The 12,662-nt window shown below is 59.3% G+C and carries 11 protein-coding genes and 1 pseudogene; 7 read left to right on the top strand and 5 right to left on the bottom strand.

All coding sequences use genetic code 11. The annotated features are described in order from the left end of the window. Positions 1 to 1,050: 1,050 nt before the first annotated feature. The 4 genes and pseudogenes from J4P02_RS11815 to J4P02_RS11830 form a co-directional block, all read left to right on the top strand. A pseudogene (locus tag J4P02_RS11815) lies at positions 1,051 to 1,407 on the top strand (hemagglutinin repeat-containing protein); the annotation flags it as partial. Positions 1,408 to 1,412: 5 nt separating this feature from the next. After that, a complete protein-coding gene (locus J4P02_RS11820) occupies positions 1,413 to 1,730 on the top strand; it encodes a hypothetical protein (RefSeq protein ID WP_426190307.1) in 318 nt (105 codons plus the stop codon). 110 nt (positions 1,731 to 1,840) lie between these two features. After that, the gene (locus tag J4P02_RS11825; RefSeq protein ID WP_426190309.1) at positions 1,841 to 2,092 is read left to right on the top strand and encodes a DUF7660 family protein; all 252 of its coding nucleotides are present in this window, start codon (positions 1,841 to 1,843) and stop codon (positions 2,090 to 2,092) included. 347 nt (positions 2,093 to 2,439) lie between these two features. After that, positions 2,440 to 2,832, top strand: a complete 393-nt coding sequence (locus J4P02_RS11830) for a DUF2846 domain-containing protein (RefSeq protein ID WP_426190590.1) — start codon at positions 2,440 to 2,442, stop codon at positions 2,830 to 2,832. A 127-nt stretch (positions 2,833 to 2,959) separates the two neighbouring features. Here the strand turns inward: J4P02_RS11830 and J4P02_RS11835 are convergent, their stop codons facing one another. Beyond that, entirely contained in the window at positions 2,960 to 3,289 is a 330-nt protein-coding gene (locus J4P02_RS11835) for a hypothetical protein (protein WP_426190311.1), read from the bottom strand. A 569-nt stretch (positions 3,290 to 3,858) separates the two neighbouring features. Here J4P02_RS11835 and J4P02_RS11840 point away from each other — a divergent pair. Beyond that, on the top strand, positions 3,859 to 6,219 hold the full coding sequence (locus J4P02_RS11840) for a DNA polymerase II (protein WP_426190592.1): 2,361 nt from the start codon (positions 3,859 to 3,861) through the stop codon (positions 6,217 to 6,219). Positions 6,220 to 6,225: 6 nt separating this feature from the next. Here J4P02_RS11840 and J4P02_RS11845 read toward each other — a convergent pair whose 3' ends face one another. Continuing rightward, positions 6,226 to 6,555 (bottom strand): DHCW motif cupin fold protein, encoded by a 330-nt coding sequence (locus J4P02_RS11845; protein ID WP_426190313.1) that lies wholly within the window; start codon positions 6,553 to 6,555, stop codon positions 6,226 to 6,228. Between the two features lie 45 nt (positions 6,556 to 6,600). Then, the gene (locus J4P02_RS11850) at positions 6,601 to 6,897 is read right to left on the bottom strand and encodes a hypothetical protein (protein WP_426190315.1); all 297 of its coding nucleotides are present in this window, start codon (positions 6,895 to 6,897) and stop codon (positions 6,601 to 6,603) included. 282 nt (positions 6,898 to 7,179) lie between these two features. Between J4P02_RS11850 and J4P02_RS11855 the strand changes: the two genes are divergently transcribed. Beyond that, on the top strand, positions 7,180 to 8,607 hold the full coding sequence (locus J4P02_RS11855) for a serralysin family metalloprotease (protein WP_426190317.1): 1,428 nt from the start codon (positions 7,180 to 7,182) through the stop codon (positions 8,605 to 8,607). A gap of 66 nt (positions 8,608 to 8,673) precedes the next feature. Here J4P02_RS11855 and J4P02_RS11860 read toward each other — a convergent pair whose 3' ends face one another. After that, the gene (locus tag J4P02_RS11860; protein WP_426190319.1) at positions 8,674 to 9,417 is read right to left on the bottom strand and encodes a glycine-rich domain-containing protein; all 744 of its coding nucleotides are present in this window, start codon (positions 9,415 to 9,417) and stop codon (positions 8,674 to 8,676) included. Between the two features lie 188 nt (positions 9,418 to 9,605). On the opposite strand from J4P02_RS11860, the gene J4P02_RS11865 reads away from it, so the two are divergent. Continuing rightward, positions 9,606 to 10,832, top strand: coding sequence for a DUF2599 domain-containing protein (locus J4P02_RS11865; protein ID WP_426190321.1), 1,227 nt, complete (start codon positions 9,606 to 9,608; stop codon positions 10,830 to 10,832). 83 nt (positions 10,833 to 10,915) lie between these two features. Here J4P02_RS11865 and J4P02_RS11870 read toward each other — a convergent pair whose 3' ends face one another. Further along, positions 10,916 to 12,541 (bottom strand): MFS transporter, encoded by a 1,626-nt coding sequence (locus J4P02_RS11870; RefSeq protein ID WP_426190323.1) that lies wholly within the window; start codon positions 12,539 to 12,541, stop codon positions 10,916 to 10,918. Positions 12,542 to 12,662 lie beyond the last annotated feature (121 nt).

Consider the following 12,662-nt stretch of genomic DNA (forward strand, 5'->3'; position numbering starts at 1 on the left):
GCTGTTCTTCACCGTTCTATTCTACTTGGGTTAGTGCGATGGACGGACTTGTTGGTACTCCATTCGAGTCGCATTTTTGGCCTCCAAAATGCATGCCGAACTGTTTACACCAATACTGGTCGCCTAGTAATAAGAATGCAACCTTTGATAAGGTCGTGGATGAGGGGGGTGGTGTTCGTTATTACATTACATGGCTTATGGGGTGCCGGTACTCTATATTGGTTTCCGGATCTGGGATCATAAAATCCTGGCGATATGAAACAGAAGATAAGAGTAGTTGTTTTGTTTTTTAGGCGACTGGGGCGTTGATGGAGTGGTATGAGTATCCTGCAGGGCGAGAGCCAGATGTTAGGCCAGGGTGGATCGAGAAAAAAGCGTAATTTTTGAACCGTTAAAGGGTGGTTTTGCTCCTCGGGAAATGAAGGGTGGAAATATAAGGGAGGGAAAGAATATTGGGCTGAATGATTACCTGGGAAGTAGGTGTGGTGGTTTTTATTCAATATGTTACGGGACGCCAGTAAGTGATTTGTTGAATAGCGTTCCAGGGCTCAATGCGTTTGCGACTTTGCATGATGGAATGATGGAATGATGGAATGATGGTTAGGTTGAAGTCTTATAAGAACTCGTCAATGTCTATTTATGAGAGTATTGGAAGTATGCCGCCAGCACTGATTATCAATTATTGGGCTTTATATGATAAGTATCGACCTCTGGTTGAAGTGGAGAGAGAACGTAATAAAGATTGATGCAGTTTTACACTATTTGTACTCGTGATTGTAAGGGGCCGCTCTGGGGTGCAGGAAACTACAATAGAGTGTTTGATCGGGTTGTAGAGGAGGCTATGGGTAAACGATATTATATAACATGGGCGCGGGATTGCCGGTATTCGGTTCTGGTATCGAGGGGCGGAGTCATAGAGTCCTGGAGGTATGAAACCGTTAGCACGGAAAACTGTTATATATTTTGATCTGTTGGTTTTGGTTTGAGGTATGGTTGTTTTGCTTGAGTGGTTTGAGTTTGTGTGCTTAATCAGATGTTGGGCGGTGTGAAGATAAGCAGCATTCGGCGAGCAAGACCAAGAAGGTGACAAGTCAGGAGGATCATGTTCAGCAGGTTGCCAGGACCTTGGTGGCTGGCGGTAATGTGGCGCTCAAGGCCGGTGAGGATCTTGAACTGACCGCCAGCCGGGTGACGGCAGGGAATGAAGCCTACCTCTATGCGGGTAGCCGCCTGCTAGTAGGGGCCAACAACAAAGGGCATGACTGCAGTACTACTTACGCTGCTGTTTCCGATGGGCAAATCACTGTCCGCGACGAGGACAAACAGCGACGAGATGTTAACTTCACGATTTATGGCTCGACATCCTCGGCAACAAGTCGAACTCCAAGTCTTATTTTACCTAAGTGATTAAAATGGCTGCTTATGATTTATATGGTTTCAAGGGTGTGGCTATTTTTGAGGCGAAATCAAAAGTCGAGGAAAAGTTAAATTTTTATTTTGAGGAGAGAGATAGTTCATACCTAGGAGGGGTCTATTATAAGTTTGGCGGCAAGGAGTCAGAAAGCTTTGTTCTGAAAGGAAATATTGACCCTTTTGATGGAGAGTCTGTTGAGCAAATGTTCTCGGACTATCCGATTTTGCTTTATGTGGATACGACTCTTCGCTCTGAGGAGATTAAGTTGTTGTTAGGTCCAGACTTTTATTTGCTCAGGCACGAAATGTTTGACTAGAAATATCCCCCCTCCCCCCGGCGCAGAAATTGCTGAGGAGGGGTGGAAAATGACCAAGCTAAATAACGGTTCGATTATTTGTGTTTGAGGCGTTTTTAAGTGAGGGGTCTATGAATTTTGAACAGGTGGAAGATATACAGACAAAAGAAGAATTTGCAGATTTTGTCGAAGCGTTCAGAAAAGAACTGATACTGGCTCCTGATGAATGGGATAATCCAGATTTAGACAGGTTTTTAGGTGCAATGGAAGCTTGGGTGAGGGCAATAGATATGTATGCAAAGAACTCTGGAGATAAAGGTGTCGTCAACCCTAGCTGGAGAACTTTTGCAAAGATATTGTGTGCTGCAAAAGTGTATGAATAACTAGCCTGTAAACTCAGATCTTATCTAGTGGTGAAATAAATACTCCCGGCGTTTGCCGGGGATATTTTTCGATATTGGGTGGGCAGCTTCACCTCGACCCGATGTTCAAACGCTGGCTGAACTAGGTCGATTGAGCTGAAAGGTTGGTTTGACAGCCGTGTGGGAAATTCACGGGATGTCGATCAAATATCGGCATGCCAAGCACAGTAGTTCGAAAAAATGTTGTCAGGAAAATAACGTTGTTCACCACAAGGAAGCTTTACCCTATGAAAACTATCTTTAAAGCTGCAGCTGTTCTTTCACTGGCCCTGCTTTATGGCTGTGCATCGGCGCCGTCGATGGAAAAGATGCAGGCTGAAGTCGCACAGTACTCACTGCCCAAGCCGGCCGTTGCCGACAAGGGGCTGGTGTATGTTGTTCGCCCCAGTAATGTCGGGATGATGGTGCGCTTCAATGTGTTCCTCGATGACAAGGAAGCCGATTCGGAAATGGGCTACAACCGTGGCAACCAGTACATCTATTTCTATGTCACCCCGGGTCAGCACGTCATCAGTTCCAAGGCTGAAAACTGGGCGGACATGACCGTGACGGTCAAGGCGGGTGAGGTTATCTACCTCAAGCAGGAGGTTGACGTTGGCCTGGTCATGGCGCGCAACAGCTTGAAGCTGCTCAGCGATGTGGAAGGTCGCTATCTGGTCAAGGATGCTGCCCTGGGCACTATCGCCAAGGAGAGCAAGTAGGCCGGCAAGTCATTTACCTGAAAATGAATGTTGCTGATTCCTGACTCATAAAAAGGGGCGCTGCAAAAGAGCGCCCCATTTTTATTCTTATTTCAACAACCCTTGTTCAACCAGTCGATCGCCTTGCTCAACAGAACCGATCAATCACCCGAACTTCCGCCTGGCCCCGCAGCGACTGCCACTCGGCTTTCAGGGTTTCCAGTACCCGACCGATAAAGTCCTTGTCGGCGGCGGCTTTCTTGCCGACGTAGCCCTGGCCGCGGCGGTACATCTTCAGGCGGGCCGCGAGTTCCTGGTTGTTGCGCTCGAATTCTGCTTCATGGTTATGGGGCGACAGGCAGTCGATATGCACTTGGCCCGACTTGGCAATCCACAGGATGTGGCTGTCGTGGCTGTCTTTCTGTGCGGCGAACATACGTGCCAATTCATCAATAGTGGGTTGGTTATTAAGATTCATTTGTAGCCCCCTTGACCATTTGTCGATCTATCTAAGTTGATTCGCTAATTCATCTTGCTACGTCGGTAAGTTGAACCCTGATACCGGAAACAGGGCGACAGAGGGTGTCTGTCGGATACAGATAAGGCCCAGAGCCTGATGCGTGTAGTTGCCTTGATTAACTGCTACGCAATAGCGTCACAACGAAGAGAAGCAGCGCAAACCTGGATGAAGCTGCCGATATTCCAACCATCGACCACAAGCATCTTGAAGAGTTTTCGCCGGCTTCCCGTCCTTGTTCTGGACGATCAATGCCAGGTCAGTTTCATCAATCTGCCTTGTGGGCAGTACACATCCGGGTCACAGCTCGGCGGTCAGACGAGCTTGCTCATAACACCTTTGCCTCGTCCCCCGATCGGGGAGACGTCTGCATCATGCAAGAGGCCAATTCCTCTCGTCAACGGTTTTGTAGTGAAAATTTTCAGGCACTACATTTTGTCTGACAAAAGCCGCAAAGCCATCATCCAGACACCCCATCGCCGCCCGGGGCAGGTAGAATCGGCGCCTTGAAACGTTCTGAGGTTGCAGCGGTGGATGTACAACAAGGCTTCGTCCTGACCCGGCACTGGCGCGATACGCCGGCGGGCACGGAAGTCGAATTCTGGCTGGCCAGCGACCAGGGACCACGTCGGATACGCTTGCCGTTGCAGACTTCAGTGGCCTTCGTCCCGGCGGCGCAGCGTGCCCAGGCCGAGCGGCTGCTGGTCGATGACCCGGATGTGCAACTGCGTCCGCTGCAACTGCGGGATTTCCACCAACGGCCGGTGCTGGGCCTGTACTGCCCGCAGCACAATCAGCTGATGCGCCTGGAGAAGACCCTGCGGCGTGCCGGCGTCGAGGTGTTCGAGGCCGATGTGCGGCCCCCGGAGCGCTACCTGATGGAGCGTTTCATCACCGCGCCGGTGCAGTTCAGCGGCCAGCGGGGGCCCGATGGCCTGATCCTGGAAGCGCAGATGAAGCCGGCGCCCGACTACCGGCCGAAGCTCAAGCTGGTGTCCCTGGATATCGAGACCAGCGAGCGTGGCGAGTTGTATTCCATTGCCCTGCAAGGCTGCGGCCAACGCCAGGTGTACATGCTCGGCAAGGCCCGGGAGGACGACAGCGCGGTGGATTTCGACCTGGAGTTCTGCGCCAGCCGCGAGCAATTGCTGGAGAGGCTCAACCAGTGGCTGGCCGTGCACGACCCGGACGCGATCATCGGCTGGAACCTGGTGCAGTTTGATCTGCGGGTACTCCATGAGCACGCCCGGCGCCTGGCGGTGCCCCTGCGCCTGGGACGCGACGGCGCGGAGATGCACTGGCGCGAGCATGGCAGTCGCACCCACTATTTCGCCGCAGCGGCGGGGCGGCTGATCATCGACGGCATCGAGGCGCTGCGCTCGGCCACCTGGAGCTTTCCGTCCTTCAGCCTGGAGAACGTCGCCCAGACCCTGCTCGGCGAAGGCAAGTCGATCGACAACCCCTACCAGCGCATGGACGAGATCAACCGCATGTTCGCCGAGGACAAGCCGGCCCTGGCCCGCTACAACCTCAAGGATTGCGAACTGGTGACGCGGATCTTCGCCAAGACCCAGCTGCTGACCTTCCTCCTGGAGCGGGCCACGGTCACCGGCCTGCCCGCCGATCGCAGCGGCGGCTCGGTGGCGGCCTTCACCCACCTGTACATGCCACTGATGCATCGCCAGGGCTTCGTCGCCCCCAACCTCGGCGAGTTGCCGCCTCAGGCCAGCCCCGGCGGTTTTGTCATGGACTCGCGGCCCGGGCTCTACGAGTCGGTGCTGGTGCTGGACTACAAGAGCCTCTACCCCTCGATCATCCGCAGCTTCCTGATCGACCCGCTGGGCCTGGTGGAAGGTCTGCGCCAGCCCGATGACGAGCATTCAGTGGCGGGCTTTCGCGGTGCGCGTTTCTCCCGCACCCGGCATTGCCTTCCGGCCATTGTCCAGCGGGTCGCCGAAGGGCGCGAGCTGGCCAAGCGCGAGCACAATGCGCCGCTGTCCCAGGCGTTGAAAATCATCATGAACGCCTTCTATGGGGTGCTGGGTTCCAGCGGCTGCCGCTTCTTCGACCCGCGCCTGGCCAGCTCCATTACCCTGCGCGGCCACGAGATCATGGCCCGTACTCGGCAACTGATCGAAGCCCAGGGGCACCAGGTGATCTATGGCGACACCGATTCCACCTTCGTCTGGCTCGGCAGCCTGCATGACGAAGAACAGGCAGGCCTGATCGGCCGGACCCTGGTGGCCCAGGTCAACCAGTGGTGGCGTGAACATCTGCAGCAGGAATACGGCCTGGAAAGCGCCTTGGAGTTGCAGTTCGAAACCCACTACAAGCGCTTCCTGATGCCCACCATCCGCGGTGCCGAGGAGGGCAGCAAGAAGCGTTATGCGGGGCTGGTGCAGCGCGCCGACGGCAGCCAGGAGATGGTCTACAAGGGCCTGGAAACGGTACGCACCGACTGGTCGCCACTGGCCCGGGAATTCCAGCAGGAGCTGTACCGGCGGATCTTCCATCGCCAGCCCTACCAGGACTATGTGCGCGACTACGTGCAACGCACCCTGAGCGGCCAGTTGGACGACCTGCTGATCTACCGCAAGCGCCTGCGCCGGCCCCTGGACGACTATGAGCGCAATGTGCCGCCCCATGTGCGCGCTGCGCGCCTGGCCGACGACTACAACCGCGAGCAGGGCCGCCCATTGCAGTACCAGAATGGCGGCTGGATCAGCTACTTGATGACCCTGGCCGGCCCCGAGCCCCTGGAAAATCGCCGCGCCGCCATCGACTACGAACACTACCTGACCCGGCAACTGCAGCCGGTGGCGGACGCCATCCTGCCGTTTGTGCAGGACGATTTCAGCACCCTGGTGGGCGGGCAGATGGGGCTGTTCTGAGGCGCCTCAATCCACCACGAACAATTTGGCCCCCACGGTGGTGAAGGAGCGATGGGGCTCGGCATTGTCCGCCACCTGATAGCTCATGCCCGGGGTCAGCACGAACTGGCGGCCGTCCTCCAGTTCGGTGTGCAGCTCGCCTTCCAGGCACAGCAGGATATGGCCCTTGGAGCACCAGTGATCGGCCAGGTAGCCCGGGGTGTATTCCACCATGCGCACGCGGATCGGGCCGAACTGTCGGGTGCGCCACCAGGCGCTGCCGGTTTCACCACGGTGTTCGGTGGCTTCGATAGCCGACCAGTCGGTGGTGGCGAAGGGGATTCCAGTAATGTGCATGCATGACTCTTGCGGCAGGTTGAGAGAACGGGCGGCGAGGCAGGCTCAGTCGTCCACGGCTTCGCACAGCCCGCTGGCGCCGTGCTTGTCGCTGTACTTGACGGTTACCGAGTCGTCGTCCTCGACGCTGATGGACAGGCTGACTTCAGCGGTCTTGACCTGGAAATGCCGGTCATCCACGGCGCTGCTCGCGACCACCTTGCCATTGATGTACACCGGCCCGCCCTGGTCGGCGCTGACCGCCAGATTGCCCGGGCAGGAGACATTGAACAGCGGGATATCGCCGGCGTGGGCAACGCCGGTGAAGAGGGTCAAAGTGCCCAGCAGCAGGATTTTGCGCATTGCCGACTCCTTGTGAAGAGGTTCCGCGTGCTGGCTTGGTCAAGCCCTTCGGACCGCGGATCTGTGCCTAGCCTATCTTCGGCGCGCAGCCGCTGCGAGTGAAAAATGCAGCCCGGGGCTGAGCCTTTTCGGTCTTTTGTCAGACAAAAAAAACCTTGGACTCGATGCTGACGAATATGTCAGGTTTCCAGCGCCTCAAACGGGCGAGTGATAGGACGATCTCGCAGGCGGGGTCGTGTGTGCGCTATCGCTATTTTCTTTATCTGGAACAAGGACGTAAGCATGCCAAAAGCAAGCGCAAACCAGTTCGATGCGGCCGCTCAGGGCAGCGATGCCTACCTGCAGGTTCAGGCCTTCAGCCACCTGTACGATCGCGGCGGCAGCACCCTGGTCAATGGCAAACCTTCATACACCGCCGACCAGGCGGCCGACTCGATCCTGCGCAAGGGGCTGTCCTGGCACGACCAGAATGGCGACGGCAAGATTGACCTGAGCTACAGCTTCCTCACCGAAAAACCGGCCAACTACAACCCGAAGCTGGGCAGCTTCAGCGAGTTCAGCTCCCTGCAGAAAGCCCAGGCGCTGCTCTCCATGCAGTCCTGGGCGGACGTGGCCAAGGTCAGCTTCAGCGAAGCCGACAAGGGCGGCGACGGCCACATGACCTTCGGTAACTACAACGTCAGCACTGGCGGCGCGGCCTTCGCCTACCTGCCGTCCGGCGGCAGCTACGACGGCCAGTCCTGGTACCTGATCAACGACCAGTACCGGGTCAATGAAACCCCGGGCACCAACAACTACGGGCGCCAGACCCTGACCCACGAAATCGGCCATACCCTGGGCCTGTCCCATCCGGGGGTGTACAACGCCGGCAGCGGCAACCCCACCTACAAGGACGCCAGCTACGCCCAGGACACTCGCGGCTACAGCCTGATGAGCTACTGGAGCGAGAGCAACACCAAGCAGGATTTCAGCAAGGACGGCAGCGGCGCCTACGCCTCGGCGCCCCTGCTGGACGATATCGTCGCGGTGCAGAAACTCTACGGTGCCAACTTCGAGACCCGCGCCGACGACACCGTGTACGGCTTCAACTCCAATACCGGACGCGACTTCTACAGCGCCCACTCCAATGCCGACAAGCTGGTGTTTGCAGTCTGGGACGGTGGCGGCAACGACACCCTGGATTTCTCCGGCTTCAGCCAGAACCAGAAAATCAACCTCAACGAGGGTGGTTTCTCCGATGTCGGTGGCCTGGTGGGCAACGTCTCCATCGCCCATGGCGTGACCGTGGAAAATGCCATCGGCGGTTCGGGCAACGACCTGCTGATCGGTAACGCGGCGGCCAATATCCTCGAAGGCGGTGCCGGCAACGACATCCTCTACGGCGGTGGCGGTGGCGATACCCTGTGGGGCGGGGCAGGGGCCGACACCTTTGTCTTCGGCGCGGCTTCGGACTCGACCTTCGACGCCCCGGACTGGATCATGGATTTCACCAGCGGCGAGGACAAGATCGACCTCAGCGGCCTGTTCGCCTCCAGCGGCGCGACCCTGAACTTCGTCAGCGGCTTCACCGGCCATGCCGGCGACGCGATCCTCACCTACTTTGCCGAAACCAACCAGACCAGCCTGATGATCGACCTGACCGGGCATGGCGCGGTGGACTTCGCCGTGGGCACCGTGGGCCAGGCGGCCGTTACCGACATCATCGCCTGATCGACACCCGCCAGCAGAGCGGCGCATCCAGCGCCGCTCTGCTGGCCGACCTTCAATCAGGCCAGCTCAATCGCCACCGCCGCCGCCACACCCCCCGCCGCCACAACCGCTGCTGTCGCCGCCGCCATCGCTGCCACCACTGTCGCCATCACCGCCGAAGCGCGAGCTGTCGCTGTCCGCACTGCTGCTCGAATCGCTGTCCACGGCACTGCTGTGCAAATCGCTGCCGCAATGAATCAGCGTGCTACCGGCGCCGGTGTCCGTCAGGCGCCGCAGCGACTGGCAGTCGGCGACATAGTGAAAACCCCGGGTGATCTTCAGCTTGGCGTCCAGGGCGAACAGCAACGGCAGGCGGCTGGGGCTGGCGGGGTTGATGTTTTCTTCCAGGCAGGCCTGACGCCAGACCCGACGCAGGCCGTTATCGCTCTGCTGCTCGGCGTTGTGCCCGAGCACTGCCGCTGGGGTGTGATGGAGGAACTGGCCAAAGGCACGGTCGCAGAAGGCCTGGTATTCCCGGGTATGCAGAATGAATTCGTGCCACAGATCGTCCACCACCTGGGACGGCATCGACACATAGCGCTGGCCGCTTTTCAGGTAGGCGAGAAAGAACTGGCGCAGGCCCTGGGCTACAAGCTGGCAGTCCTTGAGGCCGAGGTGCGGATGCTGGGTGCGCAAGGGCTCGAACAGCCTGGGAGGCAGGCTGAAGGAGCGGATATAGGCTTCCCGGCGCAGCCCCACCAGGGCCTTCTGGCGGCGCCAGAACACCAGGATCAGCGCCAGGGCCGCCACCACAGGAAGGATCAACAGCATGCTCGGTCTCCGCTGCACAAAGAGCCGAGACAGTGGCACGGCAGGTGGCCAGCGGCAAGTGCCAGATCCCGAGCCTGGGGCTCGCGGCTTGCCGCGGCTCTCCGGGACAGCAGGCGGAAAAACCCAGCCGTGGAAAAAGGCCGCTTCTATCCTCAGCCGGCTTGTTCACACCACAGGGAAGTCTTGTTATGAAAGCACGCACAACCCCCATCGCCCTGGCCGTCGGCCTGGCCGCGCTGTGCCTGTTGCCCGGCGTTCAGGCTGATCAGGGCAGCGACACGGTGGCGCGCCTCAACCAGCTGTACAACGACACCCGCCAGGATTGCGGCGGCCCATCGAAACCGGCGTTCCTCTGTTCCGGAGTGCTGTTTCGCGCCACCTGGCCGTCCACCGACTACCAGTTCTACAGCATCAGCCCGAAAAGCCAGGCCAGCGGCGGGGTCTCGGCGTCCTACCTGCGCAAGGACTCGAAGTTCCGCAAGCTGGCCTACGGCCTGCAAAGCGGCTTTATCTTCGACACCATCTTCGGCAACCCCAAGGACCACCAGGACTACGCGGTGCTCTGTTCCTTCCCCATCGACGCCGCCACCGACGACCGTGCGCAGCAGGGCTGTACCGACTCGCGACGTACCCCCGGCAGTGTCGAGAAGTACTGCCACGAAATCGGTGTGAGCAATGCCGAGCAGTGGGGCGCCAACTACCGGCAGAATCGTGGCGACCACTCGCGCCAGTGCGCTTTCGATGTGCGCGACGAGCGCAACAGCGCCGCGGGCCCGGCTTTTTACCAGAGCATCCGTGCCATGGCGCAGATCGCCGCCGAATCCTTCGGTACCCAGAACGAATTGCGTCTGGCCAAGTGGGAGGAAAAACCGCCGCAGTCGCCATCGATCCTGGCCCTGTTCTACACCGAGGAACCGGGCCTGGAAGGCGCGCGGCTGAATCAGCTCCAGTGGTACCGGGCGGTGCAGCAGTACCTGCCGGTGATCAATATGAAACTGCCGCAGACCCCGCAGCAGGACGCGAGCTTTGTCTACGACAGCAAGAAGCAGGTGATCCAGCCCATCACCGAGAAGAATGGCTGCGAGCGTTATGTGCAGAGCGCGGTGTGGATCGAGCGGGACGACCCGGGTTTCGGCAAGAAGGTCATGACCCTGGAAGTGACGCCCACCGACTGCGGGCGCCGAGTCAAGGACAACCAGACCAACAACTTCTTCAATGAGCTGGCCAGTGACCACTACCTGGACGCCCAGTGGAAGAACAATCCGGACAACCGCGACAGCAGCGTGGGCAGCATGCGCCGGCAACTGGTCTGCCACTTCAACATTGCCCGCGACAAGCCAGAATGGAACCTGGAACCATCGCGGCCCTACACCTCCAACGAAGACTCCATCGCCAAGGGTTGCAACAACACCTGAGGCCCGTAGGAGCGGGCTTGCCCGCGAAGAGGGCCGCAAGCCCAACTTCGCCGGCAAGACCGCCTTCGCCGGCAAGCCGGCTCCTATGGGACCTGGTTGATATCCACATGGCGGGTTTCCCGCAGGCACAACAGGCCCACCACCAGGCTGACCCCGGTGATCAGCACCGGGTACCACAGCCCGTAGAAGATATCCCCGGTGTACACCACCAGGGCAAAGGACACCGTCGGCAGGAAACCGCCGAACCAGCCATTGCCAATGTGATAGGGCAGGGACATCGAGGTGTAGCGGATGCGGGTCGGGAACAGCTCCACCATCAGTGCCGCCAGCGGGCCGTAGCACATGGCGGCAATCAGGATCAGGGCGACGATCAGCAGCACCACCATCACCTTGTTGACGTTCTGGCTGTCGGCCTGCTGCGGATAGCCGGCCAGGGTCACCGCGCCGCGCAGGGCGGCCTCGTCGAAGCCGTCGATCTTCACCTCACCCACATTCACCTGCACCGGGCTGCCGGCCGGAGCGGCGATGCTGCTGTAGGGCAGGCCCTGTTTCACCAGGAAGGTCTTGACCTTGTCGCAGGGGCTGTCGAAACGCGCCTTGCCCACTGGGTCGAACTGGAAGGTGCAGGTGGCCGGGTCGGCCGTGACGCTGATCGGCGCCTGGCGGCTGGCCTGGTCGATGGCCGGGTTGGCGTAGTGGGCCAGGGCCTTGAAGATCGGGAAGTACAGCGCCGTGGCCAGCAGCAGGCCCAGCATCAGCACCGGCTTGCGCCCGACCTTGTCCGACAGCCAGCCGAAGAAGATGAACATCGGTGCGCCGATCACCACGCTGATGATCAACAGGCTGTTGGCCAGGGCGGGGTCCATCTTGAGGAACTGGGTGAGGAAGAACAGCACGTAGAACTGCGCGGCGTAGAAGGTCACCGCCTGCCCGGCGTTAATGCTGAACAGGGCGATCAGCACCACCTTGAGGTTGTCCCATTTGCCGAAGGATTCGCGGATCGGCGCCTTGCAGGTGTGGCCTTCCTCCTTCATTTTCAGGAAGGCCGGCGACTCATGCAGGCTCATGCGAATCCAGGTGGAAATGCCCAGCAGGACGATGGACAGCAGGAATGGCAGGCGCCAGCCCCAGACCTCGAACTGGTCGCCGGTGAAGTAGCGGCACGCCAGGATCACCAACAGCGACAGCAGCAGGCCCAGGGTTGCGGTGGACTGGATCCAGCTGGTGTGCAGGCCGCGCTTGCCCTGGGGCGCGTGCTCGGCGACATAGGTCGCGGCGCCGCCGTATTCGCCGCCCAGGGCCAGGCCCTGGAGCATGCGCAGGGCCACCAGGATGATCGGCGCGGCGATGCCGATGCTGGCGTAGTTGGGCAACAGGCCCACGGCGAAGGTCGCCACGCCCATCAGCACTATGGTGACCAGGAAGGTGTACTTGCGCCCGATCATGTCCCCCAGGCGACCGAACACCAGGGCGCCGAAGGGCCGCACCACGAAGCCGGCGGCAAAGGCCATCAGGGCGAAGATAAAGGCCGTGGTGTCGTTGACCCCGGCGAAGAACTGCTTGCTGATCACCGCCGCCAGGGCGCCGTAGAGGAAGAAGTCGTACCACTCGAACACCGTGCCGAGGGACGAGGCGAAAATCACTTTCTGGCTGCTCCGGGCGGCGGAGTCGTCCAGGGACGCATTGAGAGGCTGAGCGTGTTCTGACATAGGGCTTTCCTTACAGTGATTATTGTTGTTGTTCCACTGCCAACGTCGTTGCGCTTCACCCTACATCGGGTGAATCCATTGCTGCTGCGTACCTACGTAGGAGCTGGCCGGGCGGCGTTCC

Origin of the sequence: Pseudomonas sp. NFXW11, from assembly GCF_049887815.1 — a bacterium.
GTDB lineage: Bacteria > Pseudomonadota > Gammaproteobacteria > Pseudomonadales > Pseudomonadaceae > Aquipseudomonas.

Coding starts and splice junctions, on each gene's coding strand:
- J4P02_RS11820 (WP_426190307.1), top strand. CDS start 1,413: ATGGCTGCTTATGATTTATATGGTTTCAAGGGTGTGGCTATTTTTGAG.
- J4P02_RS11825 (WP_426190309.1), top strand. CDS start 1,841: ATGAATTTTGAACAGGTGGAAGATATACAGACAAAAGAAGAATTTGCA.
- J4P02_RS11830 (WP_426190590.1), top strand. CDS start 2,440: ATGCAGGCTGAAGTCGCACAGTACTCACTGCCCAAGCCGGCCGTTGCC.
- J4P02_RS11835 (WP_426190311.1), bottom strand. CDS start 3,289: ATGAATCTTAATAACCAACCCACTATTGATGAATTGGCACGTATGTTC.
- J4P02_RS11845 (WP_426190313.1), bottom strand. CDS start 6,555: ATGCACATTACTGGAATCCCCTTCGCCACCACCGACTGGTCGGCTATC.
- J4P02_RS11850 (WP_426190315.1), bottom strand. CDS start 6,897: ATGCGCAAAATCCTGCTGCTGGGCACTTTGACCCTCTTCACCGGCGTT.
- J4P02_RS11855 (WP_426190317.1), top strand. CDS start 7,180: ATGCCAAAAGCAAGCGCAAACCAGTTCGATGCGGCCGCTCAGGGCAGC.
- J4P02_RS11860 (WP_426190319.1), bottom strand. CDS start 9,417: ATGCTGTTGATCCTTCCTGTGGTGGCGGCCCTGGCGCTGATCCTGGTG.
- J4P02_RS11865 (WP_426190321.1), top strand. CDS start 9,606: ATGAAAGCACGCACAACCCCCATCGCCCTGGCCGTCGGCCTGGCCGCG.
- J4P02_RS11870 (WP_426190323.1), bottom strand. CDS start 12,541: ATGTCAGAACACGCTCAGCCTCTCAATGCGTCCCTGGACGACTCCGCC.